At 58.5% G+C, this 23,546-nt stretch carries 20 protein-coding genes; 9 read left to right on the top strand and 11 right to left on the bottom strand.

Annotation, left to right across the window (positions count from 1 at the left end; all coding sequences use genetic code 11):
• Nucleotides 1–6 precede the first annotated feature (6 nt).
• The 9 genes from P7F60_RS00100 (at nucleotide 7) to P7F60_RS00060 (ending at nucleotide 12,782) form a co-directional block, all read left to right on the top strand.
• A complete protein-coding gene (locus tag P7F60_RS00100; RefSeq protein WP_277915675.1) occupies nucleotides 7–1,878 on the top strand; it encodes a hypothetical protein in 1,872 nt (623 codons plus the stop codon).
• 51 nt (nucleotides 1,879–1,929) lie between these two features.
• The gene (locus tag P7F60_RS00095; protein ID WP_058325590.1) at nucleotides 1,930–2,967 is read left to right on the top strand and encodes a PIN domain-containing protein; all 1,038 of its coding nucleotides are present in this window, start codon (nucleotides 1,930–1,932) and stop codon (nucleotides 2,965–2,967) included.
• Nucleotides 2,968–4,207: 1,240 nt separating this feature from the next.
• Nucleotides 4,208–4,531: a plasmid mobilization relaxosome protein MobC gene (gene mobC / locus P7F60_RS00090; RefSeq protein WP_277915674.1), complete on the top strand. Its 324-nt coding sequence runs from the start codon at nucleotides 4,208–4,210 to the stop codon at nucleotides 4,529–4,531.
• A complete protein-coding gene (locus tag P7F60_RS00085; protein WP_277915673.1) occupies nucleotides 4,528–5,715 on the top strand; it encodes a relaxase/mobilization nuclease domain-containing protein in 1,188 nt (395 codons plus the stop codon). The genes mobC and P7F60_RS00085 overlap by 4 nt, the downstream gene beginning before the upstream one ends.
• Nucleotides 5,712–6,356, top strand: coding sequence for a hypothetical protein (locus P7F60_RS00080; RefSeq protein ID WP_277915672.1), 645 nt, complete (start codon nucleotides 5,712–5,714; stop codon nucleotides 6,354–6,356). The genes P7F60_RS00085 and P7F60_RS00080 overlap by 4 nt, the downstream gene beginning before the upstream one ends.
• A gap of 43 nt (nucleotides 6,357–6,399) precedes the next feature.
• Nucleotides 6,400–6,654 (top strand): hypothetical protein, encoded by a 255-nt coding sequence (locus P7F60_RS00075; RefSeq protein WP_277915671.1) that lies wholly within the window; start codon nucleotides 6,400–6,402, stop codon nucleotides 6,652–6,654.
• A gap of 124 nt (nucleotides 6,655–6,778) precedes the next feature.
• Nucleotides 6,779–9,535: a DNA methyltransferase gene (locus tag P7F60_RS00070; RefSeq protein ID WP_277915670.1), complete on the top strand. Its 2,757-nt coding sequence runs from the start codon at nucleotides 6,779–6,781 to the stop codon at nucleotides 9,533–9,535.
• Nucleotides 9,536–9,538: 3 nt separating this feature from the next.
• Nucleotides 9,539–11,608, top strand: a complete 2,070-nt coding sequence (locus tag P7F60_RS00065) for a DEAD/DEAH box helicase (protein WP_277915669.1) — start codon at nucleotides 9,539–9,541, stop codon at nucleotides 11,606–11,608.
• Nucleotides 11,601–12,782, top strand: a complete 1,182-nt coding sequence (locus tag P7F60_RS00060) for a GIY-YIG nuclease family protein (RefSeq protein WP_277915668.1) — start codon at nucleotides 11,601–11,603, stop codon at nucleotides 12,780–12,782. The genes P7F60_RS00065 and P7F60_RS00060 overlap by 8 nt, the downstream gene beginning before the upstream one ends.
• 482 nt (nucleotides 12,783–13,264) lie before the next feature.
• Here the strand turns inward: P7F60_RS00060 and P7F60_RS00055 are convergent, their stop codons facing one another.
• The 11 genes from P7F60_RS00055 to P7F60_RS00005 form a co-directional block, all read right to left on the bottom strand.
• The gene (locus P7F60_RS00055) at nucleotides 13,265–13,567 is read right to left on the bottom strand and encodes a hypothetical protein (RefSeq protein WP_156436751.1); all 303 of its coding nucleotides are present in this window, start codon (nucleotides 13,565–13,567) and stop codon (nucleotides 13,265–13,267) included.
• Between the two features lie 315 nt (nucleotides 13,568–13,882).
• A complete protein-coding gene (locus tag P7F60_RS00050) occupies nucleotides 13,883–14,878 on the bottom strand; it encodes a metallophosphoesterase (protein WP_277915667.1) in 996 nt (331 codons plus the stop codon).
• A gap of 392 nt (nucleotides 14,879–15,270) precedes the next feature.
• Nucleotides 15,271–16,137, bottom strand: a complete 867-nt coding sequence (gene tcmP / locus P7F60_RS00045; protein ID WP_166096748.1) for a three-Cys-motif partner protein TcmP — start codon at nucleotides 16,135–16,137, stop codon at nucleotides 15,271–15,273.
• A 30-nt stretch (nucleotides 16,138–16,167) separates the two neighbouring features.
• Entirely contained in the window at nucleotides 16,168–16,992 is an 825-nt protein-coding gene (locus P7F60_RS00040; RefSeq protein WP_166096747.1) for a DUF5131 family protein, read from the bottom strand.
• Nucleotides 16,993–17,074: 82 nt separating this feature from the next.
• The gene (locus tag P7F60_RS00035) at nucleotides 17,075–18,082 is read right to left on the bottom strand and encodes a contractile injection system protein, VgrG/Pvc8 family (protein WP_277915666.1); all 1,008 of its coding nucleotides are present in this window, start codon (nucleotides 18,080–18,082) and stop codon (nucleotides 17,075–17,077) included.
• A 2-nt stretch (nucleotides 18,083–18,084) separates the two neighbouring features.
• Nucleotides 18,085–18,303, bottom strand: coding sequence for a tail protein X (locus P7F60_RS00030; RefSeq protein ID WP_166096745.1), 219 nt, complete (start codon nucleotides 18,301–18,303; stop codon nucleotides 18,085–18,087).
• On the bottom strand, nucleotides 18,300–18,758 hold the full coding sequence (locus tag P7F60_RS00025) for a hypothetical protein (protein ID WP_166096744.1): 459 nt from the start codon (nucleotides 18,756–18,758) through the stop codon (nucleotides 18,300–18,302). The genes P7F60_RS00030 and P7F60_RS00025 overlap by 4 nt, the downstream gene beginning before the upstream one ends.
• Complete coding sequence (locus tag P7F60_RS00020; RefSeq protein WP_166096743.1) at nucleotides 18,755–20,923, bottom strand: phage tail tape measure protein; 2,169 nt, start codon at nucleotides 20,921–20,923, stop codon at nucleotides 18,755–18,757. Before P7F60_RS00020 ends, P7F60_RS00025 begins: the two co-directional genes overlap by 4 nt.
• Before the next feature lie 162 nt (nucleotides 20,924–21,085).
• The gene (locus P7F60_RS00015; RefSeq protein ID WP_277915665.1) at nucleotides 21,086–21,562 is read right to left on the bottom strand and encodes a hypothetical protein; all 477 of its coding nucleotides are present in this window, start codon (nucleotides 21,560–21,562) and stop codon (nucleotides 21,086–21,088) included.
• A gap of 72 nt (nucleotides 21,563–21,634) precedes the next feature.
• Nucleotides 21,635–22,195 (bottom strand): phage major tail tube protein, encoded by a 561-nt coding sequence (locus tag P7F60_RS00010; protein ID WP_277915664.1) that lies wholly within the window; start codon nucleotides 22,193–22,195, stop codon nucleotides 21,635–21,637.
• A gap of 10 nt (nucleotides 22,196–22,205) precedes the next feature.
• Nucleotides 22,206–23,462 carry a phage tail sheath family protein gene (locus P7F60_RS00005; protein ID WP_277915663.1) on the bottom strand — a complete coding sequence of 419 codons (1,257 nt, stop codon included), beginning with the start codon at nucleotides 23,460–23,462 and terminating at the stop codon, nucleotides 22,206–22,208.
• Nucleotides 23,463–23,546 lie beyond the last annotated feature (84 nt).

Below are 23,546 nucleotides of genomic sequence, written 5' to 3'. Positions count from 1 at the left end.
TGTTCAATGATAGTGAGCGACGGCGATGCAATTGTAAAGACCATTGACCCCACGCAGGCAGGCGCGGGGCAAACGACTTATCGGAACCCAGACCTTGCGGGGCACCCCCTGCTCGGTTTCGAAACCCGCTACGCGGAGGCCCGGCGCAAGGCCGCCGAAGCGAAGATGAAGCGGAAAAGCGCAAGTGTACCCTCCCGCATCGTCGCGGGCGAACCCGACACGAACCGCGTCCGACAGGCGGCCATCGAACTTCGGCGGGCCGTGCAACGGCGGCTGGAAGAGGGGTTCGAGCTACCCTTCGGTAAACATGTCGCCGGCCGTTGGCGTGATCCGTTTACGGAAGAGGGCCTGCGCTCGGAAGACAACCCGATCCTGAAACTGTTCGTTACCCTGGTGCCGAAGGGCGGCAAGGCGAGGGCGTCGAATGACAAGGCAACCCTGGCGGTACAGACGCAATCCAAGCTGCTCACGCTTGACTATCCCTATATCGAACTCAACAAGGCGTTCCTCGGTGCACTGCGCATCGATTGCGACGGCGTCTTCGTCTCCCCGGACCATCTGTTGTATGCGCTTGAAGAGCTGGTCGAGGCTGGCGCGATTCCCTGTCTGCCGCATATCATCGTTGGCGACCGCCTTGAGGACGGAAGCTATCATCGGCCCCACCTCATCTTTCTCCTGCCGCCCGGAAGTGCGGTCTGGAAATCGTCGGACAAGCGCTGCCGCGGCGATATCGTGCGTCTGTTCCTCGGCGTCTATCACGGGCTTGTCAAGGCGCTGCTCGGACTGGGTGCCGATCCGGCCGCGCCGGCGGCAACGATGCGCATGAAAAATCCGCTCTCACCGTTCTGGCATACGCTGACGCCGAACCGGCACACCCTGCCGACGCTCTCGGACTATGCCGACTGGGTCGATACCCGGACGAGCCGCGAGGCGCTTGTCCGTCATGCCGCGTCGATCCAGTCGGCGATGGACCTGACGCCATCAAACCTGGCGTTCAATACACTGCGCGATCGGGCGAAGGCGCTGCTGATCGAATGGCATTTCGCCGCGGACGCCCGCATGACCGGGTCGAGGGCGGCGCTTGCCGATCATCTTCATGCCGCGCTCGACGATTTTGCCCGGACGATGGAACTCGACGATACCAGGCTTTCCTATATCGTCTCCAAGGTCGCCGACCATCTGGCTTTTGATTTCGACGCCGCGAAGCTGCAGGGCAGAAAGAACCGTAAACGCCTGCTGCACGTCGTCGAAGGCATGCGGCGCGTCAAGGATCGCCAGAAAGCCGGCGCGGACTATTCGAACGGCGTGCGGCGCGAGCGGAGTCTTGAAAAACTGGTCGCGGCCTATGCCGTCATGCTGGAGCGGTCGGAAACGCTCAGCCCCGAGAAACTGGCGTCGCGGGCCGGCGTGTCCCGAACGACGGCCTATCGGCACTTTGCGGCCTGTCAGCAAATTTGTGCAGTTGGGTGTATAGATAAAAAGCTAGGCGACGCCCCGTGCGCCGATAGTCTTGAACAGGCGCAGGGCGAAACGGCCAATGGTGAAACGCCATACGGGAACGCTGACCCTGAAGGCACCTTCGGAGAGGATGGGCTGGTTTGCGATCAATCGGAGACCGAAGACGACGATCTCCGTTTGATCGAGGAGCACGAGACCTGGATCGCCGTGCAGGAAGGGCGGAATTCGGGCCGCCAGTTGCCCTTCGGCAGCTCGGATGTATCCGACATCGTTTTTGACGATCAACCCCATCTGGCGGTCACGGAAACCGCAAATTCGGGTGATGGCGCTTTGAGGCACGTGACCGGGCATTGCCAATCGTTCCTACTTCAATCAATTTGCGGTTGGAATGGCCGTCTAAGCCATGGAGGACTTCCCTGAAGAGTTCAGAGAACGTCTACCCACACAATCATCCCCAAAGAAAAGGATTCCATGCTCCGCATCCTCGTCGATACTTGCGTCTGGCTAGACCTCGCCAAAGACTATAGACAGCAGACGCTTATCCAAGCCGCGTTGGAGCTAGCAAAGGGTCGCCAGATTGCCTTCATCGTGCCCGACCTCATCAAGGACGAGTTCGCACGGAACAAGGCGCGAGTTGCCGAGGACGCACAGCGCAGCCTGCAGGCACACTTCAAACTGGTCCGCGAGGCTGTCGACCGCTTCGCCGAAGACGACTACAAGAGGCAGACGCTGAAGTCGCTCAACGAAGTCGACCAGCGGATCGCAATGAAGGGCGAGGCAGTCAGCGACTCCATCGAATGGATTGAGGAGTTGCTGGCTACAGGAACGAAAAAGTCGACCACCAAGGCGATCAAGCAGAGGGTTACCGAGCGTGCCTTGGCCGGGAAAGCACCCTACCACCGTTCGAAGAACAGCGCTGGCGATGCGATCTTGATCGAGACCTATGCCGAGATCGTGGGCGCAAAAACGAAGCGGGATCGTTTCGCCTTTGTGACCCACAACACACGCGACTTCAGCCATCCTTCGGGCGATCAACGCACTCCGCATCCTGACCTCCTTGCTTTGTTCGACGGCACACGCTCAACCTACTGGACGTCGCTCGTGGACCTGCTGAAGGCGGAGTTCGCGGGAGACCTCGACGAACTTGTCGCGGAACTGACTTGGCTGGATGAGCCGCGGCGTTTTTCTGAGATACTAGAGGCTGCCCACCTGCTGGAGCGCCAGGTTTGGTATAATCGCCACTGGAATCGACGGGCGCGCATTGAGCAAGGCGATACCAAGCTCGTCACGAAAGAGGAGTGGGAGGCCGCAGCTCCACGAGAGCGGAATACGACGCTGATTATCGACAGCATATGGCAGGGAGCCCTCGATGCCGCCCGACGGACTGAAGAGGAGATCGGAGTCGATAACCTCGGACCGTGGGACGATTTCGAGTGGGGGATGATCAATGGCAAGTTGAGCGCCCTACGATGGGTCATGGGCGACGACTGGGACATGTTGGACACATAGGTGTCGTCCCCGCCAGATTGAGAACGCTCATTGGCGCTGGCCTAGTCCCGGCCATGAACTTCATGTCCGGGGGGGCGGAAGGGTCGGGGGCGCTCCGATCCGTCCAGTCCCGCCCTCGTGGCCCGAGGCTCGGCTATGCCTGTGCCCGCGCCAGCCGCTCGCCGGAACCGGACGGCTCTCCACGCCGGAAGAGGATGGTTCGAAAGTCGAAGTGAACGCGTCGAAACTCGAAAGGCCGATCGTTCGGGGTTCGAACCATCGGCATCTTGAACGCCGCGGCATCACGGATTTGTTCATGACGACGGGGACCGCGTCGGCGATCTTGAGCCCTGCGCCCAACAGTTCTAAATTCGAGGCGTTTACTTCGACTTCCGAATTATTCGACCCTTCGACCTTCGAACGGGTCGTTTCGAGTTTCGAAGCATCGGACGTACGGAGTTCGAAATCGGCGGCGGTCGATCCCGGATCGCGACGAACGCGACCTCCTGCGGCAGCCTGTTCCCGATTTCGTCACGCGCGAATTCCCGAAGTCCCGCCTGATCGGCGGCGCGATACTGACTTCTCCGATACGCTCATCATAGAGGCGTCGTTATCGAAGACGACGCCGGTGGCATTCTTGCGAACCTCCAATTGAAGACTTCGAAAGTCGAGACGTCTCCGGACGGTTCGAAATCCGAACGATCGATGTTTTCACGGCATCCCTCCCGATCGTTAAAATTCGAGATGTCACGTTAGGGACCGATCCGGGGTAAATCCGGCCGTTCCTGGGCTCGATTCCAGCTTTGCGATAGCCTCATGTCGTTGATGCGGCAGGAGAAAGGCGCGCGGAAATGAGGTCGAAGTCGACAATCATCGAAGGACCGGCGTTCCGCCTCATCGTCGAAGAGGTTAACGAAACCGATCGCGCCGGAAGCGTGCTTCTGTATGTGGCGTCTGTGTATCTGCAAGTCCGCGGATCGTCGCGGCTGCATCTCGTTCGCCGTTCCCGCGTTCCTGGTTCCGCCGCAGACCTGGAACGCGACGCCCGCCTTGGCAGGATCGATGTCGCCTGCCTGATCGACGCGCCCGCCGTCTAAAACCTGCCGCCGTTTGCGCCGGTGGAATCCCGAGCCCAAAATTCAGGAAGTCAGAGAGGGAAGCCAGCAATGCCTTGTGTCCACACAAGGCGACTGGTCAGGGGGGGAAACCTCCCCCGTGAACCCCCTCCCGGCCATGGCCGGATTAAGGGAATTGGGCGGCGATGCGCGACAGGATCATTCGCATTCGAGCGACGACGGAGGAACTGGCTCGAATTCAGGACCTGGCGCGATCGCGCGGTCTGTCGATTTCCGAAATGCTCCGTCGCGCAGGCCTTGGCGTCCGCATGCCGGCCCGAGGACTCGATCAGACCAACATAGTGTTGCTCACCCAGACGCTCGGCGAGCTTGGCCGGATCGGTGGCAACTTGAACCAGATTGCCCGACGGGCGAATGCTGGCAAGCTTGCAGGACACGACGTCGAACTCGCCCAGACGCTTGCCGGCGTTGACGGGCTCCGCGACCGAATCCGCGAGATCGTCCGATGATTGTCCAGAGCACCCGCATCGGTCGGAAGGGCGGTGTTCAATACCTCGCCCGGCATTTGCTCGACAAGTTCGACGAGAACGGCCGCATCGAGATTCTCGCCGGTGATCGCGCGGCACTTCACGACGCCCAAGTGCTCGCCAAGGTCAAGCAATGCAAGTTCAGTGTCCGTCATTTATCGATTTCGCCCCAACGCGAGATGACGCCCGTAGAATTGTCGGAGTTCATCCGGGCGATCGATGCCGAGTTCCGCATCGGCCCGGATCGACCGCGCCTTGTGGTTCGCCACATCAAGAAAGGCCGATCCCACTTTCACCTCGCCGTTGCTGAAGTGGACCCCGTGACGCTGCGGGTGTTGGATTGCAAGAACGACTTTCGGCGTCTCGAAGACCTCGCCCGCCGCTACGAACAAGCCCATGGCGAGACCGAGCAGCCGTCCCGCGCCGAGCGCCGTGCCAGTCGCACGGAAGGGTTTTCCGATGTGTCACGGAAACGCGCCGAGCGAGCCGTGCCGAAGTTCGACCGTACAAGACTTCGCCAGGCTGCTACGCGGGGTTACGCGGCGTTCGTCCAGGAAATCGATCGCCAGGGTCTTCAGATATCGGACGGCGACAAGGGGCCGATCCTTGTCACGTCGGCCGGTGCATTCGTGGCAGCGGCCAATCGCGCCGCCGGCATGAAGCGCGGCGAATTCCAGAATTTTCTACAGGGAGGAATCGAGAATGAACGACTTATCGGAAGCCAGACCCGGTTACCTTACCACCCTCGCGACGGTGGAAAGCAACACAGCGCGCCTCTTGCCGCTCCTCTCGCTACTGGAGACGCCGGAACAACCCGACCGGATCGGCCAATTGCTGGAATTGCTCGGCCTGATCCTCGACGCCCAGCACCGGCAGACAAGCGCATTGAAAGACCTCGTCACAAGGATCGACCGGCTGCCGCGGCGATAGGGCGACAAAGCCGAGAGGCGTTGTTTCTGCACCGCCTGACCAGGCTGGACCTCGATGATCTTCTTCGGCGTGCGCGGGAATTCGCGGAGTCGATCCGCTCGATGTTCGAACCCGAGCGGGTTCGCCTTGCGCGGCAGATCGCCGAGGCGAAGCGAAAGCGGAAATCATTTCCACCGGCGAAGGCCCCGCAGCCTACCACGCCGAGTTATGATTATCGGCGGAGGGTGACACCATGAATCTGAACATGCCGAGCAGGAAGAAACGTCGTACCTGTTACGATCGGCTGCGCGCCCGGATGATTGCCGCCCGCCGTGCGCGTCGGGTCGATCCCGCGGCGTCGGCAGCCGCGCAGTTGCTGGCGATCTTTACCGCCATGGTGGGACAGATGCCACTCACTCCCGCACCATTCAGATATGCCGCCCCTTCTGTCTCTCCGGCGTGGGCGGAGCGGAAGCAATTGGCGCAACGCCTTGGAGTGCCTGTTCGCTACGTCGAGATCACTATGGCACGCGGTGAAGTTCCGTATTCCGTGCTTTTCCACCACATCCGGGACGGCGGTGTTTTGCGTCGCGATGCTATGCGGGTCTTGCGCACCCGTGCACCGGAGGCATCGATCGACTGGCTCGACCATGTGGAAGTCACAGGCCGCTGGTCCGATCTTCTGTTGTGCTTCGTCCGGAGCGAGTACGACGAGGACACTGATATCAAGCTTTTGCAGTCAACGATCGCCTGGCTCGACACGCTTTCCCCCCGCGCAGACATTGCCGGGCCGGCGGAAACCGGAACAGGCATCGGCAGCGGCCTTGCTCCTAGCCCCACCAGCAAGGACTCCGACACCACGAACGATGAGGGCGGGTCGAAGGGTCGCCGGCCGTGAGGCCGCCGCCACATCCACGAAATCAATACCAGGAGATCGACGAGTGAATAAGCCAAACTGGAAACTGATCGAGCCCTTTATAAAGGCTGTGCACGATCTCGACTCCGCGATCTCCGATGCCGACCGCATCGGAGATCGGGCGTGGGATTTCGAATGTAAGGCCGCGGAAGAGGGACTTGGGCCATCCGGCAACATGGCATTTCAGAATCTACATGACGCCCTTGCCGAGCTTCATCAGGCCCGAAAGGCGGTTGCTGCTGCGCAGGATCATCTTCGAAAGATCGCATCGAAGCCCTAAATTTCTCTGCGTCATTGTTCGCACATGACGACTCAACCTCCGTCCGCTATTGATTGCCCTAACAATCTCCGATCCTTGGACCTTGAGGACCGGGAAAAGAACACGGGCATGGGGAAGACGTCGCATGAATGCCGTCGAGATCGAAGAAGAAGTTTCCAAACTTGCGGGCCATCCGTTCGATCGCGCCGAATTTCCGTTCGCCTTTCTGACTGCCTTCGGCAACAAGGAAACGACGATCAAGCGGCTCCGGACGCCGTCGGCGAATGCATCGGACATCGCGGGCGGGGTCCTCCAAAAAAGCAACATCCATATCGCGACCTGCGCCAATGGTATGGTCGGCGAGACGTTGGTGGCGCTACGGTACAGCCCGAAGACGACGTCCAACAAGGCCCGGTTCGTCCTGGCGACGGACGGGATCACCTTCGAAGCCGAAGACCTCACCAGCGGGGAGACGGTTGCCTGCGCCTATTCGGAATTCGCCGATCATTTCGGTTTCTTCCTGCCGCTGGCGGGAATCACGACCGTCAGGCAAATCCGCGAGAGTTCGTTCGACATCCGCGCCACGGGTCGGTTGAACAAGCTGTATGTCGAACTCCTGAGGGATGAGAACAACTCCGACTGGGCGAAGGCCGAGCGCCGAGCCGACATGAACCATTTCATGGCCCGGCTGATCTTCTGCTTTTTTGCCGAAGATACCGACATCTTCCATGGCGAAGGCCTGTTTACTGCCACCGTCGACCAGATGAGCGGGCGCGATTCGTCGAATACACATGAAGTAATCGAGACCCTCTTCCGGGCAATGAACACGAAGATCGAGGGTCGCGCCAATCTTCCCCGGTGGGCAAATGGATTCCCGTATGTGAACGGTGGCCTCTTTTCAGGCAGCACCGAGGTGCCGCGCTTCAGCAAGATTGCGCGGTCCTACCTTCTCCATATCGGCGGCCTGAACTGGAGGAAGATCAACCCGGATATCTTCGGATCGATGATCCAGGCTGTCGCCGACGACGAGGAGCGTGGCGCACTCGGCATGCACTATACCAGCGTGCCAAATATCCTCAAGGTGCTGAATCCGCTCTTCCTCGATGACCTTCGGGCGCGCCTGGAGGAGGCCGGCACAAATCCGCGCTTGCTCCTGAACCTGCGGAGACGCATGTCGAGGATCAGAGTCTTCGATCCCGCCTGCGGTTCGGGCAATTTCCTGGTCATCGCTTACAAGCAGATGCGGGAAATCGAGGCTGAGATCAACAAGCGCCGCGGCGAACCCGACAGGCGGACTGATATCCCGCTCACGAATTTCCGAGGGATCGAACTCCGCGACTTCCCGGCTGAGATCGCTCGCCTCGCGCTTATCATCGCCGAGTACCAGTGTGACGTCCTTTACCGCGGCCAGAAGGAGGCGCTTGCCGAATTCCTGCCATTGGACGCCGAAAATTGGATCGTTTCCGGCAACGCACTGCGGCTCGATTGGTTTAACATCTGCCCGCCGACAGGAACGAGCGTGAAACTTCATGCTGATGATCTGTTCAATTCAGCACTGGATCAGGCTCAAATCGAATTCGAAAACGAAGGTGGGGAGACCTATATTTGTGGAAATCCGCCCTATCTGGGAGGAAAGGGGCAATCAGTCGAGCAAAAGGCAGAGCTGGCCAGCACGTTTGGAACGCGAGATAAGGTAGGCGAACTTGACTACGTGTCGGGTTGGATTTTGAAAGGAGCGGAGTACGCTGCGCGCGAGCAAGCCGAGGTGGCATTTGTCGCCACAAACTCGATAAACCAAGGGGCGCAGGTTCATCAACTGTGGCCGCGAATATTCGGAGTTGGGGTCGAGATATCCTTTGCGCACAAGGACATCAAATGGTCGAACAACGCGACGAACAACGCAGCAGTTGTTTGTTCAATTGTCGGTCTAAGGAAACGAGGCCGAAAGCCAAAAACGCTCTTTGAAAACGGACTCGCGAGGGATGTACCGTGTATTGGGCCATATCTGGTGCCAGGTAACGAGACTGTCATTCTGCAGTCCCTATCTCCGATATCGCACCTGATGCCGATGATCACAGGGAACAGTCCGTACGATGGTGGTAATCTAATTCTTTCTCCCGTAGAAAAGAGCGGGGTGCTTAACGAACACCCACATGCGGGATCGATAATTAGACCGCTCTATGGCTCGAATGAATATTTAAGCGGTGATCAGCGTTATTGCCTGTGGATTGACGACGAGAACCTGTCGTTATCGAAAAGTATTCCCGCTGTTCAGGGAAGGATCGAAAAGACCCTTCAATTTCGGTTAAGTGGCGGGCAAGTGGCTAGCGGCCTAGTGTCACGACCTCACCAGTTTCGTTACACTCATGGGGCCAAGGTCAACTCGATTATCGTTCCACGCGTTTCATCCGAGCGAAGAACGTACATCCCTTCTGGTCTCCTTTCTAGCGAATGTATTATTAGCGATTCCGCGCAGGCTATCTACGATGCCGAGCTTTGGCACCTCTCCGTCTTACTTAGTCTCCTGCACATGTCCTGGGTACGTGCAGTGGCCGGAAGACTGGAAATGCGTCTCCGTTATTCTTCGGCTCTTTGTTACAACACATTTCCACTGCCTAATCTTACGGAGAAAAACAAATCTGACCTGACACGTTGCGCAGAGGACATCTTGCTAGCGCGCGAGGCACACTTCCCGGCCACTGTCGCCGATCTTTACGATCCCGACGCCATGCCGGCCGATCTGCGCGCCGCCCATGAGCGTAACGACGAAGTCCTAGAGCGCATCTATATCGGACGACGCTTCCGCAACGACACGGAGCGGCTGGAGAAGCTGTTCGAACTCTATACGAAGATGACCGCCAACAAGGCACCGAAGAAATCGACTAGGAAAGGCGCGGCCTGATCCATGACCACGACGAAGACAGTCCCCTCCGTTTCCATGCGCACGGCCGGAACAGGCGCGTCTACAAAGGCCAACGAGCTCGGCATGAGGACGATGCAGGAGCGCGCATATGAGCACCGTGGTGAACAGTACCTACTGATCAAGTCGCCGCCGGCATCTGGCAAATCACGCGCGCTGATGTTCATCGCGCTCGACAAGCTCCATAATCAAGGTGTTCGAAAGGCAATCATCGTGGTGCCGGAAAGGTCGATCGGCGGCAGTTTTGCCGACGAGCCATTGTCGAATTACGGGTTTTGGGCCGACTGGACGGTGAAGCCGCAGTGGAACCTATGCAATGTCGCGGGCATCGAAAACACGTCCGTCGCCAAGTCGAAGGTCAAGGCTGTCGGCCAGTTCCTCGAAAGTGAGGATCGGGTTCTGGTATGTACCCACGCCACATTCCGATTTGCCGTCGAGGAGCTCGGGATCGAAGCATTTGATGACTGCCTGATCGCGGTTGACGAGTTCCATCATGTCAGCTCCAACCCGGACAATAAGCTCGGCGCGCAGCTCGGCCAGTTCCTGTCTCGTGACAGGGTGCATCTGGTTGCCATGACGGGGAGTTACTTTCGTGGCGATGCCGAGGCCGTACTAGCGCCCCAGGACGAGTCCAAGTTCGTGACCGTGACGTACACGTACTACGAACAGCTGAATGGTTACGACCATCTGAAGTCTTTGGATATCGGCTACTTCTTCTATTCCGGCCGCTATCTCGATGCTATTACCAAAGTTCTCGACGCCGCCCTCAAGACCATCGTGCACATCCCCAACGTCAACTCCCGCGAGAGCACGAAGGACAAGGTGAAAGAGGTCAACGAGATCATGGATGCGCTCGGCACCTGGGAAGGCGAAGACCCCAAGACCGGGTTCCACCTTGTTCGCCTGCCCGGCGGACGTCTCGTCAAGGTCGCCGATCTCGTCGATGACGATCCGGCACGACGGGACAAAGTCGTTTCCGCATTGAAAGACCCGAAACACAAGAACGATCGCGATCACGTAGACATCATCATCGCGCTCGGTATGGCCAAAGAGGGCTTTGACTGGATTTGGTGCGAGCATGCGTTGACTGTCGGCTACCGCGCCAGTCTCACCGAGATCATCCAGATCATTGGTCGCGCCACCCGCGACGCTCCGGGGAAGGCGTCGGCGCGCTTCACCAACCTGATTGCCGAGCCGGACGCGAGTGAAGAGGCCGTCGTCGACGCCGTCAACGATACTCTCAAGGCCATTGCGGCAAGCCTCCTGATGGAGCAGGTGCTCGCGCCGCGCTTCAACTTCACGCCGAAGAACGCCGAAAGCGGGCCGCTGCCTGACTTCGACTATGGTGAAAAGGGTTATGATCCCAAGGGCACCAATGTCGGCTTCAACGAGGCCACCGGCCAATTCCATTTCGAAATCGGTGGCCTCGTGACACCACAGAGCAACGAAGCCAAGCGCATCTGCCAGGAAGACCTTAACGAGGTCATCACAGCGTTCGTTCAGGACAAGCCCTCCCTGGAGAAGGGATTGTTTGACGATGAGACTGTGCCGGAGGAACTGACCCAGGTCCGCATGGGAAAGATCGTCAAGGATCGCTATCCGGAACTCAGTGACGTTGATCAGGAAGCCATCCGGCAGCATGCCATCGCCGCCCTGAATCTGACGCAGAAGGCCAAAGCCGTCGCCGCAGAATTGGAAGACGCTGGGCAGTTGACGGGCGGTTCTGCGCTCATCGACGGCGTTCGAAAATTCGCCATGGACGTCCGCAATCTCGATATCGACATGATCGATCGGATCAATCCATTCGAGGCTGCCTATTCGATCCTGGCGAAGTCGATGAGCGAGCAGACCCTGAAACAGGTTGCTGCGGTGATCGCCAGCAAGAAGATCAGCATTCCCTATGAGGAAGCTCGCGACCTAGCATTGCGTGCCAGGAAGTTCATGCAGGAGCGCGGTCGCGCTCCCGATATCACATCAGCCGACGCTTGGGAAAAGCGCATGGCGGAAGGAGTTGTCGCCCTGAAGCGACATGTAGAGCAGCAGAAGAATGGTTGATATCTCCGACGACGACCTCCTTGCCGAACTCGGGGCGGCACCGGAAGCCAAGAAGCAAAGCGCGCGGACGCCACGCGAAGAACGGATCATCGCCGGATTTGAAGACATTGTCCGGTTCCGCGAGGAGCATGGCCGTGTGCCCCAGCACGGAGAATCGCGCGACATATTCGAACGCCTCTATGCCGTTCGGCTCGATCGGCTGCGCGAACAGGAGGATTGCCGATCACTGCTTCGGTCGTTCGACCGGTACGGACTGATGGCCGAATCCGCCACACCTAAGGATCAAATCGAAGACCTCGATGACGACGCCCTGCTTGCCGAACTCGGGGTCGAGCCGATCGGCGACGTCGATCTTACCGAACTCACTCACGTGAAGCCTCGCGCCGAAGTCCGCGCTGCCGAGGAAGTCGCCAACCGGACGCCTTGCGATGACTTCGACAGGTTCAAGCCGCTGTTCGCCCAGGTGCAAAGGGAGATTGAATCCGGAAATCGCCAGACACGTCCATTCGAGCTGAAAGCTGAAATTCGCCCCGGTGCCTGGTTCATCGTCGGCGGACAGAAGGCATATGTCGCGGAAATGGGAGAGCAGTTTACAACCGAGCATGGGCGAACAGACGCCCGGTTGCGCGTCATTTTCGACAACGGAACCGAGAGCAACATGCTCATGCGCTCTCTTCAGCGTTCGCTGAACAAGGACGAAGCCGGCCGCAGAATCACAGACCCCATTGCAGGACCGCTTTTCTCCGGTGAGAAGACCGATGGGGATTTGGAGAGCGGCACCGTCTATGTGCTCCGGAGCAAATCCGACCATCCGGTCGTTGCCGCGAACCGGGACCTGGTCCACAAGATCGGTGTTACCAACATGTCCGTCGAGCAGCGGATTGCGGGCGCTCGGCTTCAATCGACTTATCTGTTGGCCGATGTAGAAATCGTCGCCACCTACAAGCTGTTCAACATCAACCGGACCAAGCTGGAACACGTGCTACACCGCGCCCTGTCTCCCGCCAGGCTGGACCTTACAGTCAAGGACCGTTTCGGCAACCCGGTTAAACCGGAGGAATGGTATCTGGTGCCGCTGCACGTCATCGACGAGGTGGTCGAGAGGGTCAAGGATGGATCGATTACGGGGTATGAGTACAATCCGGCCGAGGCGCAGTTGAAGGCAGTTGGGTAAGTGAGTTCAAATCGAAACGGAGTCGTGGTGAAAGGGTCGGCGTCATGAACTCAGTGGACGTACATTGCTTTTCATGCGGCTACGATACGTTGTTGATGATTGGTGGCCTGATGTCGAATCATCAAGTGTATTCGTCTGGGCCGATCAGAGGCGACGGCTGCCAAGCCGTAACGACGGCAAACTACAAAGCCCTGCCGCTGACGTGCGCGGTCTGCAAATCGTCGAGCGTGTCACCTATGCGCGACCCCGCGAACTGGTTAGGTGACGATGATCCGGATGTTGGCGAACGGGCAGAACACATTTTGCCCATATTGGGGCCTTGTAACGATGACCACCTAGACTTGCCAGGACACTACAAATGCCCAAAATGCGGCAAGTTCCAACTGCGCTTCGGGACGAACTATTCCGGGCACGGGTACATGAGTGTGGACTAGGCGGGCTGTACCGACGCGGTGTACGGCAGCAGCGCGCACCTCATGCAGTTAACTTTGGTCTTTCGGTCCATCGTCGCCCAAGTCGAAATTCAGTGCATTTCGCCAACGCTCAGCCTGAAGCGAATCCTTCCACCCTTTTGGCTTTTTGCCTTCAGCAATCTTGTTTGCGTACTTGGCTGCTTTGGCTTCGGCTTTTTGTGTTCGTTTTTCGTCCCAGCGCTTGAAAGCCCCAAGGCTTGTATTCTTTACTTTCGATGGCTTCGGCGGAGAAGCCGCAGGTACTACCTTTTCATCAGGGCGTGGCACTTCGGGGCCGTACGGGGAAACACTTATTATCTTTCCTTGTGCCATCCTACTTTTTTCTCCTCGACGATATCGTTCGTGGGGATTTCGCGTCTCGTTCCGACCGAAGTCAATACTCGGATTCTTTCCAATCTACCTTCCAGCTCAATGGGTCATCCATACCGAGGAGCGCAGACAGGTCGCATATGATGTCTCCATCGTCTCCCGGGCTTGTCGTCAACCTGCTCCACTCGAAGTATGCCCGAACGGGACTTCCGCTTTCCTTAAAGGGCGCGACGCCGAGGATCGCCGCAACCTGTTCCGAATGTTCCTTGCTGACATGAACGATTATTCTTTGTTCCCATCTACCAAATCCGTTTGATCTCATTCGACCATCTCCGGCCGGATGGAGTGTTGGCCGTCGCCCTGAGTGTGTTTGCTAGGAATTGAGACCAGCCCTTCGCTCCTCAGTTCGCGCTCGCCATCCCAACGATAAGCGCAAGGCTGAAGGGGGTAGTCGAGGCATAGCGCATTTGGAGCATCGAGCATGGGCTGGCCACAACGCTTGTAGTGCCCGAAAAACACTGGCTTCTGGTCAGCTCCATAGAAGTTCAACCTCACGACGTCGGCCACGGGCGTATCTGGTAAGCCACTAGGGTCTGGCACCGAAAGCGCCGCTGTGCGCCAAGTACGCGCACCTGGTTGCCACCAATTCAAGCGCACGGCGCTTCGCTCATGCCCCTTAATATCAAGGAAGTGGTGTGGCGAAGGAAGTTCTGCTTCTGGCCCCTTCAAAACCGTCAATACGGCCTTCGCAAACGATGTGGTGCCATCTTCGAATGCCAGTTCCTGAAGATCGACCCGTTGCAATCGCCCGTCCTTACTTCTTTCCCGAATTGTCTCGATGTGCATGCTATCCCAACAGGCATGGATAAGTCGCAAGCCGGGCAAATCCAGAAACACAGGAAGAGTCAGAAACCAGTCGAGAACATCTCGTGTCCGTGGATGATCAAGTGGAAATTCCCGCAGGAACGTTTGGTGTTGGCGTGTATTCTTGGCATTATGCGCCCGCATGTACCCGTCATTCGTCCCATCGGAGTTTACGCCGGGCTCATGGTAGAGTAAGGCATTCAGTTCGTGATTGCCCAAGATCGCCACGGCGTGACCACGTTGTTGCATCGCACGGACCAAGGAAATGACCGCAGCGTTCTGTGTTCCCATGTCGATGAAGTCGCCGAGGAAAGCAGCAATACGTCCTTCGGGATGAGCCCAGGCTTGTTCTGTTTTCCGATACCCCAGATGGACAAGTGTTCGGGTGAGGCGTTCCATATCAGCGTGAATATCGGGAATGATGTCGATGCTATGGGCACGCGCGGACAAAGTATGCCTCCAAAACAATCTGCGTTCGAACATAAGTGAAAATGCCGGGCAGCCAGGGTCAATTCAGGCTGCGCGTCACCCGTGTCGCACCTAAACAAATTTCGTTGACGGAGGGAAGGCGGGCCCTTAGTTTCACGGCGTACCCACGAATGTACCAAACCGACCTTTTGGCGTCTCGTGAATCAATGGGTTACGGCCAACTTGGCGGGGACTCCCTTCCTCTCCGCCATTTCGGTATAAAATCGGGATGTAGCGTGACGCGAATTTTCGGAATTTTGACACCGCAATTCGGAATTCTCGAAATTCCAGCAATGCTGTCAAAGCCCCTTCGAAGGCGAATCAAAGCGGGTGTCAAACAGTGCTAATTCGTTCAGAACGCCATCGAGTAAATCTTAGGTGCTGCGTTCGCTGAGTTCGAGGTCTAGCTGATCTTCACTCTCGGGAACGTCAAGCACATGCTTATAGGCTCGTTTCATGAGCTTGTGGGCCTCTGGATGGTCACTCGCATGGATCATATGAAACATGACGCGGCCTTTCCCTTTTTCCCGCTGGTAGATTGGCCACGGACGGACGTACCGGTAGCCGAGTTCATCCCTGAAACGCTCAGCCATTCGGACGGCAATTAAATCACCGCTTAGTCCTCTAAGCTGCGACCAACCATTATTTCCCCACCATCTGTCAGGGATCGGGTTTCCTACCTTAAAGCCTGACAGTGATCGTCCGAGCCATCCTGTGGCGAGGAAGTAGAACTGTTCGATCTTATTCGCACCTTCTCCCTTGTGTAGGGCGAGCTTCCTCACAGTGTCCCAATGACACTCGCAACTGAACTGATCAAGTAAACAGAAGGTGGCGGTCTTTTCACCGATAACGCCGCTGGCCAAGATCCTATCCACGCTAGCATTAAAGTCGCCTAGTAGGACGTCAAAGTGACGTTTGGGCGCAGACGGTTGGCTGGACACCAGCGATTGAAGTGCCTGAACCTGTTCAGCGTTCGCATCACACAGAAAAAACTGTTTGAGAAACCGTGGCTCCGAATTGAGGACCAGTTCGGCCGCCCAGCTATCGGGTAACATTCGGTTCTTCGGGCCGGCGAACCCATCAACATAACAGCCGTGTTTGGTGATGAAGACGAAGTAACGAAGATAGCGGGCAATGAGCTTCGCTTTGTGCTCTGTCCACACCGGATCAACGCCTGCCTGCATGATGGATACAGGCGCCATTTGTTCTGGCAGATCATGAAATAGAGAATCACTGGTCATGGCATATGCCACTCCCAATGCTTGTAGTTGTCAACCGGACCGGCGCAATCCCAAGGGGAAGTCCCTCACGAGTGATCCAGCTACCAAACCGCCACCCTTTCCAAAGGGATCAGCCTGCTTTTGCTCAAGCCGGCTCATGGAAGGGCTTCCAGTTAACGGGTTGTTGGCGTAGTTGCCCCATTGCTTAAAGAAGGCCGCGATTTTGTACGTCTCGCAATCCTCCAATGCGTCGTCGACCCAACGAGCGTCCATCGGCCTTGCGCCACCGCCGCTTTCTCCGCCAATGATCAACCAGTTTGGTTTGGGGTCATCTGCGGCAATGCGAAGTGGACCGATTGCGGGCTCATAGCTTACGAACCAAACCCTGGCTGGAATAGAATGCATGAAGGACTTTCGCTGATCAAATCGCAGTTGGTCCTCAGCCGTAAAGCCTAGCCATACGTTAGTATAGCCGTCAGCGCCCCAATCGTCAGGCAGCATTTTTCGGATTTGCTGCGGTCGCTTTGTCAGCAATTGCCAATCGAGGTCCGGGGTTTCGCGGATGAGATGAAAGAGGTCCCGACGCCATTGGGGATCAACCTGATTGTCGAAGACATCTGCAAGCGAAGCACAGAACACACGCTGGCGCCGACCATTTTCATTAAAGAACGCTGAGGCCTGCGACTGCCATGTCAGCGGTGCTTTCCAATAGGCGTCCGTTGTCCGCTTTCGCGGATTGTTTCCCCATTTTACGTGGCCGGATCGCTTGGACCACCCCTCAGCATAGCAATTGTCACAGCCGGGGCTGATCTTTGTGCATCCCGTCCAAGGGTTGAACGTACGATCCGTCCATTCGATCTTGGTCAGTTCGGCCATCGCAAATCACCTCTCTTTCGGGAGAATATTCCTAACCGTACCATAGTTAAACATCCGTGACCGCCACCCAAGCAGATCGGGCTCAGCCTGTCTTGCGGTTTTCTACCTCGACGCTCATTGTCCAGCCGCCGTCATCCTCGAACGTGATGGTGTGCTGGATTGACGCGGCGACCAGGTCGGCGGCATCGCGGCTCGCTCCGAACCCTGATAGCTTCACCGGCGCGCCCGCCATGGCGGTGATATCGCCGTCCGCCTCGAAAGAGCCTGTCACGCTGGCGCGCGCCTGTTCCGCACCCTGGGCTTTGCCGGCATATTCAGCCTCGTCCTTCGTCCGCGCCGGATGTAGATTGAAATACCGTGCGGCGCTGCCGATCGAGGTGCCCTCGAAGAGGTCTTGAACGCCCTTCAAAGGATCGAAAAAGCCGGCGCCGATGCCCTTGTATTTGCCCTTGGCTTCGCTGGTGATCGAAAAGGATTGGTTCTCGCGGAATGGGATCACAATCGTCGGCATGGTCTTGCCGCCGGCCGTGGTGCCCGCGTTGCGCTTGGGTACCAGCCATTTGCCGTTGGCCGGCTTCAGCGTGCCGCCGAATTCCTCTGCCAGTTCCTTTGCGAAGCCGAGCGAGGATTGCTGGTGGCGCAGACGATAATCGACCTTGATGTTGGCGATCGACGGGTCAACGATCGCTTCGCGGCCGGCGTCTTTCGCGACCTTGCGGATGATGGCGCCCACGGTCATCTGGTCGAAATGCTCGCTATCGACCGTCTTGTCGGCATCGACGAAATCGCTGGCCCGCGCTGTGATCGTCAGCGTGTAGCCGCTCTCGGGATCGCCGCCGAGAGTGTCGGACTGATAGGTGAAGAGGCCGGCATCGCGGAGGGCCGATTTATCCCAGCCATAGATCAATCGGTATTGCGTCCCTTCGGCCGGGCTATCCTGGAATGGCGGGCTGACGGCATAGGTGATTTCGAGTTCGTCACTGTCGCCGCCGTCGACGTCGGTATAACGCACGCTGATCAGCGCTTCGCCCCAACCCGGGACGAGGTCAGCGCCACTCTGGCCGAAAACCTGAACGATTGGCTGGCGCATGATCACTCCCACGCCAGCAGGATGTCAGCCGACGCCGGTGGCGAGAAATCCGCCGGAGCCTCGACCTCGGTTCCCTCAGGCACCACGCCGTTGACCATCTTGGCAGCAAGTCCAGGGTTGGCCTTGAGAACAGCCGTCACGGCGCCGTCTTGCTCTGTGCCGAGCAGCGCGCGGGCGATGCGATCTATCCGCTCTCCGCCGTATTTTACGAGCGCCTTCATCGGGAGCCTCTGAATATTCCGGCGCTCGACAGCACGGAGGTTGCGGGCAACATGATGAGACCGACCGTGACGTCGACGATGCGGCCGACGCCGTCATAAGGATGGAGCTTGTCCTCGTCGTATTCGAGCGTCTGGATAACGCAGTACCCGTCCGCCAGGGCGAGGAAGTTTTTCGACATGCGGATGAAGGGGACGGTGTTCTGCTGAACATGGTGAAGCTGCAGCATCGCGAATGCGTCCATTCCGCCCATGACATGCGGCATGGTCTGGGCCTCGATCGTCTTCGAACGCTCGCCAAGGCCAGTCTTCTGATAGCTCAATCCGCTGGGGATCGCATGCGCTGGAAATCGGGCCTCGGACGCATGCGAGATGCGTTGCGGATTAAGGCCGCCGATCGTGTAGAGGACGGCGCCGCCGATCGAGACGAGTGGGCCAACGGGATCGAAAACGCTCATGCTGTCCTCGGGCCAAGATCGCCGAGCGCGCGGGCCTGCGCCATGCGGACGCTGCGGTTTGCTTCCCGCTGGGCGCGGAGGGCGGCAACGCGGCTGTTCGGCGAGCTGATGTTCTGGGTGAGCTTCACACCGGTATTGTTCTGCAGCGACGATTGCTTGCCGGGCGTGCCTGTCGGAGGAGCCACGCCCGCCGGCGGTCCGCTGGGCGGGAGAAAGGTCGGCGCGATTGTCGGCTGGGCTGTGAAGTTGAGAAGCTTCTGCATTGCGGCGGCTTTTTCGGCCGCGATCGAGACGGCGCGATCGCCCTCGATCGCCAGGCGCTCGTTGTAGCCCTGCATTGCCTTTTCGGCGGACCCGGACATGTCGCTCCCCAACTTCTGCTCGATCGGCCGCCCAATCGGGACCGGACCAGGGCGTGCGCCGGGCAGAGGTATTTCGCCGGTGGTTTTTCCCAAGTCGCCGTCGTTGCCCGAGCTGACAGGCTGGTCGGCCTCGGCCGCCTTCCTGGCGTTTTCGACGATGGCGGCCTCTTCCTCGACAAGCGTCTGCAGCTGGGCTTTGAGACGGTTGATCTGCGGCCCGAGGGCTTGGCCGCCGTCGCCCATTTCGCGCTGTTGCCCCTGCAGGCGCAGAATTTCGTTTTCGACGCGAAGGCGTTCACCCGACGATTGTTTCAGCAACTCCGGTTCGTCTTCGATTGTGCGCTGGCGGTCGTACTCAGGATTGATCATGCGCACGATGCGGTCGTACCACGGTGAAACGGCCCGGTCGTAGGCTTCGCCCACCTTGGCGCCGGTGGCTTCGACAGCGGCGGACCTTCGAGCGGCCTTTTCGTACGGTGTCTTCGCAGCGGCTTTGGCGTCTGCGTCAAGCCCACCTTTGCTGTTGTTCAAAATATCGTTGAGGAATTCGTCGAACTTGGCGCGATTGTCGAGAAGCGGTTTCAGCGCTTGATAAGCCTGCTGGTCGGCAAAGAGTTCATTGATGCGGAACTCATTACCACCAGTTACACGCATCACCTCGTCCATGACGGCGAGCGGATAAGACTTTCCGTCCTTTTGCGCCTTTGCTTTCAACTTTTCGAGGTTGACGCCCTTCTTTTTGAAATTGTCGGTCGTTTCGCGGGCAGACAATTTCGAGAGCCAATTACGTAGATTGTTGGCAGCCTCATCCTCGCTTCCCGATGTCGTTCGGGCAATCTGGCTCATTGCAATCAGTTCCGCCCAACCGTCCAAGCCCGTTCGCCCGGTGCCGGCCATGTAGGCACCGAGGGCCGGAAAGTTCTTGGCCATCGCACCGACTTCGAAATTCCCGAGCTTGGCACCTTTTGCCATCATATCGATGGCCATTGGCACTTCGCTGTCCTTGACCTTCAGGTTCTGCTTCGCAGCAATAAGCGCCGAGGCGATCGTTTCGCCGGGCGTCTTATAGGTCATTGCCGCCTTCAGTGTGGGATCGAGAATTGCCTCTTGGCTGTCGAGGCCAATGCCCGAAGCCGCGTATTGTTTACGGGTTTCGTTCACTTCGCTCAGATTGCGACCATAGCGAATACCAAGGCGTTCGTTGGAGCTTGTAATCTTGGCTACCGCTTCGGGCGTCGCCATTTCCAAAGTAATCGCCACGTCCATAACGTCGCGGTTCAGTTCACGAAATTTGTCGCTCATCTGTTCAAGGCCGCGAATGACATTGTCGACCGACGCAAAGGCCATCAGCCCTGCGAAGGCCCCATGAGCAGAGGCGGCGAGCAATCCCATTGTCGAGTTCAGAGACGACGCCGGCTTGTCGAGCCTATCAAATCGGCCGCCCAACTGATCAAGCTTGCCGCCGTCTTCCCTGGCGATGTTTCTCAGCCTGGTCCCGACGCTGTGGATTTTCTCTCGCGCTTGGACAGCCGCCGTTCCCAGGCTGTTGATTTCCCGCTCAGCTGCATTGGTGTTGATGGAATTGAGTTGGCGCGCACTCTTGTCGAGCTTGGAAAGAGCGCTTTCGCTCCTGTTCGCTTCGGTTCTGATCTGGGCAATGTCGCGGCCGAGCTGGTTAGAGCGCCCCGTGCCAAGCTTGCGCGCGGCGTCGCCTAGTTCCTTCAGATCGCGTTCAGCAACTTTTGCCTCGCGGGAAAGATGGTTTTCCAACCGCAGACGAAGCGAGACATCCATATTAGTCATGACCGCTTCCTCTCATGCCGAGCAGCACACCAAAGGTTTCGAGATGAACGGCACGAGCCTCCTCGTACCAGAGCATGAGTTCGTCCCACCACATCTCCATGACGGCTGGGATTGGCGTATGAAGATAAGCAGCTACGCGAGCGGCGTAGCTGCGCCAATGTTTCAGCTCGCCGGAGGCGCGGGCGCCGGCCGCAGTGCTTGGGGCAAAAAATCGAAGCACGCATCAACGATCGCATCGCCGTCCTCGTCGACCAACCCCCTGAGAACGGCAGCAGGATACCCTGCCATCTCCGCATAGACATCGAAGGTCGAGAAACCGCCTTGGCGAGCGCGTTGAATGAACCGATCGACATCACCTATGCGTAGGCGGCGCACCGCGATCTCACGGACCTCTGCGCCTTGGTACCGAAAAGGATACCGAAGAGGGATAACCTTGCGGTGCTCGTTTGACAGGAAGTCCAGCTCTGCGATCGGCGCGGGTTCTTGCGAATTCAGCTTTGGGGACGGCGCAGAGGTGGACGCCGGCGCTGCATCCGAGGTTTCGCTGGGGGGCAAGATGTCTGGCACGAAGATTTCCTCGGTGACCATGTCAGACGGGTCGGACGAAGAATTCGGGGTTTCGATGAAGGCGGTTGCCACAGGTCTCTCCTCTTGAACTGCGAGAGGCCGGCTCAGACGGCCGGCCTTAGGGTTTCACGACTTAGCGGCCGATCAGCCGTTAATGGCGAGCAGACGGTTGTGTTCGGCGGTGTAGTTCACGCCGTTAATGATCAATGTGTTGTTCTGCGCATCGAACTTGTGAACCGTCCGGCCGTCGACGATGTCGTGATAGAGCACGATCGACTGCCAGCGCAGACGTGTGGTGCCAGTCGCCTTAAGCCCCTTGACCGCCGAGGGCTGATACGATGTCAGCAACCCCTTGAGGAATACGATGCGGCCGATCGACTTCGCCGGCGTCGGCGTCGTGGGCTGGCCAGCCGGGTTGGCGTCGGCAGGGAAAATATCGATCAGTCGCTGGTAGTGGCGCAGCGTGGTCCAATCGCCGGGGTCGCGGCCGAAATGGACGCGCAGCTCCTCGGGCTCGCCATTGACGCCTTGTTCGCAGGTCAGCGCCTTGATGCCGGCCGGCGTCTCCAGCTCGAAGAACGCGCCGCCCATGACGAGCGGAACCATGTCTCGCTCCAGTGTCGGAAGCGTGGTTTCGTCGATATACTGCCAGGTATTGGTGTTGTCGCAGTACCAATTGCCGCCGAAAAGCTGCCGTTTGCTCATTTATGGATCCTCAGGCGGTTACGGTGATGTTGGCGCTGCCGAGCTGGCCGAGCGCAGAGGCGATGTTTTCGCCGAGCAAGGTGTAAGCTTCGGGCTGCGGTTCGGTGTAGATTTGCAGGTCGACCAAGTCGGGCGTTTCGGCAAACGTCATCTTCGCCCGCAGCGCTCCGGCTTCAAGCAGTGTTGCCGGGTTCATGCTCTTCGACCAGATCAGCTCGTAGTCGATCAGCGCGCCCATGGTGACCAAGTCCATGAAGTGCTGGTCGGCGCTGCGGTAGATGAGCGACACGGTCGCGGGGCTGACATCGTCCGACAGATATTTTCGGAACGGCGCGAGGAGCGCCTTATCCACTGCCTTGCGGGTGCGAATGCGCTTGATCGAGCGCCAACCGACCGTCGTCGGGTCCGTGGCGGTGGTGAACGGCGCCCACAGCAGGTTGCCTTCGATGATGGTGCCGACGCCGGCCTGCGCAAGCCGGTTGGCGTCCGACGAGATGTCGCCGTTGGTGTATTCGACCGGCACGGAGGGGCCAAGCACGCCCTGCAGAGGCCGGTTCCAGAACGCCTTATACGGGCCGCCCGTCTCCTTGTCGCGACGGATCATGCGGCCAACGAAGGACGGGGAAAGTGGCCGGGTGACGTTGCCAGCGCCGAAGTTATAGACGCCAGCAGGATAGAGCGCGATCACGTTCAATGCGGCCTTGAAATCCCCGGCCCATTCGATCGCAGCTTCGATCGAGTTGGACGGCGTGTCCGCAACAACGAGGCAGTCGATGATACGATCGGCGACAATGCTGGCCGCGTTGGCGGCCGCGTTTCGGGCGTCGCCGGGCCGAGCTGCCATATAGCCGGGCGACATGATCGATCCCGGCTCAAGCTTGATATGGCTCTTGGCATTCAGGAGCGCGTACATGCCCGTCTTGGAGCCGGCGGACCCCGCGATCGCATTGATCTCCGCTTCCAGCTTCGTGTTTGCGTCGGTCGAAGTCGAGTGCTGCACCCGCACAAAAGCAACGTCGGTCACGATGCCCTCTTGCAGCAGCTGATCGCAGGCGTCCCGCGCCATGCCCGCGCCGAGCTTCGCCAGCTGCTCACTGTTGTCGAGCGAGAGCGAAACCGGCTCGTCCATCGGGAAGGCTGTATTGTCGGCCAGCGGCGCCGGCATAACCATCGCCGCGATCGTGCTGTCACGCGTATCGATCTTAGCAAGGTTGGAATTCAGGTTTGAAAAGACGCGTGTGCCGACAAAGTCAGTCGTCGCTACCATGTTATGCGTATCCCTCCGCCGAAGGCCGTCTGCCCTGATTTGCTGATTGGCTTTAAGTCCATGCCTTATGTCATGCGCTACAAT

This window comes from Rhizobium sp. YJ-22 (genome assembly GCF_029601685.1).
Classification (GTDB): Bacteria; Pseudomonadota; Alphaproteobacteria; order Rhizobiales; family Rhizobiaceae; genus Metarhizobium.
The sequence above is the reverse complement of the archived record's forward strand: the minus strand, read 5'-3'. Positions and strand labels throughout refer to the sequence as shown.